Below are 1,548 nucleotides of genomic sequence, written 5' to 3'. Positions count from 1 at the left end.
GCAAAGGTCGAGTAGGCAAAAGCCTTGCAGCAAAAGCCTCTCACAGAACCGTACGTGAAACTCTCGCTTCATACGGCTCTTATCATACAAATCATATTCTTAAAAGAATTGCCAATGATAAAACATTGTTGGATAGTTGAATTTTATATCTCTCATCCTTTTAAATGCTACACGATAGCTTCTTTCTTTATACTTATTCCGATACCATTTTGCCAGTCTGAACTCTAAGTTTCTAAACAATCCTTGCAAATGCCTAATTGTTGAATAACCATAGTATCTGATTATTCCACGTATTTGAGAGTTTACTTTATCGGCAATATCTTGTATTGTTAAAGGACTTTTTCTATGGAGTTCGAGTTCTTTCCAAAATCTAGTTATTCTACTTTGTGATTTTTGACTTATCTCGCACCCAAACCCCAGATACATTCCTCTTCCTGTTTTTGATTTTATAGAACGTGGTTTGAAAGTAAATCCTAAAAAATCAAACTTTTTCGGATAATCTTTTCTTTGCATTCTATTATAATCTAGACAGTAAACAATTTTAGTTTTTACCTCACTTAATCTCAATTTGCACTCGGCTAATCTATTCTTAATTGCATTTAATATTTCCAGACTTTGACTTTCGCTGTAACAATGCACAATTACATCATCGGCATAACGCACAAATGTTAATTGTGGATATTCCTTTTCGAGCCATTTATCTAGAACATAATGCAAAAATAGATTCGCCAATAATGGACTAATAACCACTCCTTGTGGTGTTCCCTCTCCTTTCTTTTGGACGAGTTCGCCACTTGAAGTTTGTATCGGACATTCCAACCATCTTACAATGTACATCTGTACCCACTTTTCCGGAACGTGTTTGTCTATTGCTTTGAGCAATAGTTCGTGATTCACTTCGTCGAAAAAGGCTTTAATGTCCATATCCACAACCCAAGAATACCGCCTTACGTTTTCTCTTACCTTTTCAAGGGCATTATGTGCGCTCTTGTTTGGTCGGTAACCATACGAGTTTTTACTAAATACAGCTTCTAACCTCGGTTCAAGATAGGTTTTGACTACTTCTTGGGCTATGCGGTCGCTTATTGTTGGAATGCCCAACTTTCGTTCGCCTCCGCCTGCTTTGGGAATGACAACCTCCTTGACGGCTTGAGGAAAATAACTGCCAGAGCTCATTCTGTTCCAAATTTTGTACAGGTTATTGAGTAGGTTTTCTTGGAATTTTTCCAAGCTTTCTTTATCAATTCCTGCACTGCCTTTGTTAGAATTTACTTTGCGATACGCTTCCTTAACCATCTTTTTGGTTATCGGAATTGGTTTTGATTCTGTCGTAAATAAATTAGTCATCCTTAAATGTTTAAGTTGTTAATCTACCAACAACTGTATGATTGGTGTTCTTCGCTCCACTCTCATTACAAAAGTTTCATCACTACTACAACACCATCCGCCATCCTTGTTAGATTGGTACTATAAGCCTTGTGGCTACTTCCAATTTGTACAGTTACTTCGACAAGTTCAGCAACCATCTCTTAGCATCTAACAAGGACT

At 37.1% G+C, this 1,548-nt stretch carries 1 protein-coding gene; it reads right to left on the bottom strand.

The window, feature by feature from the left end; all coding sequences use genetic code 11:
* Positions 1-99: 99 nt before the first annotated feature.
* The gene (ltrA, locus tag FNW38_RS17325; RefSeq protein ID WP_235890240.1) at positions 100-1,347 is read right to left on the bottom strand and encodes a group II intron reverse transcriptase/maturase; all 1,248 of its coding nucleotides are present in this window, start codon (positions 1,345-1,347) and stop codon (positions 100-102) included.
* Between the last annotated feature and the right edge of the window lie 201 nt (positions 1,348-1,548).

It is taken from the genome of Flavobacterium gawalongense (genome assembly GCF_007097265.1).
Taxonomy (GTDB): Bacteria; Bacteroidota; Bacteroidia; order Flavobacteriales; family Flavobacteriaceae; genus Flavobacterium; species Flavobacterium gawalongense.
This window is presented reverse-complemented; position numbering and strand designations above follow the sequence as displayed.

Excerpts from the sequence above, each read along its gene's own strand:
- ltrA (WP_235890240.1), bottom strand. The coding sequence starts at position 1,347 with ATGACTAATTTATTTACGACAGAATCAAAACCAATTCCGATAACCAAA.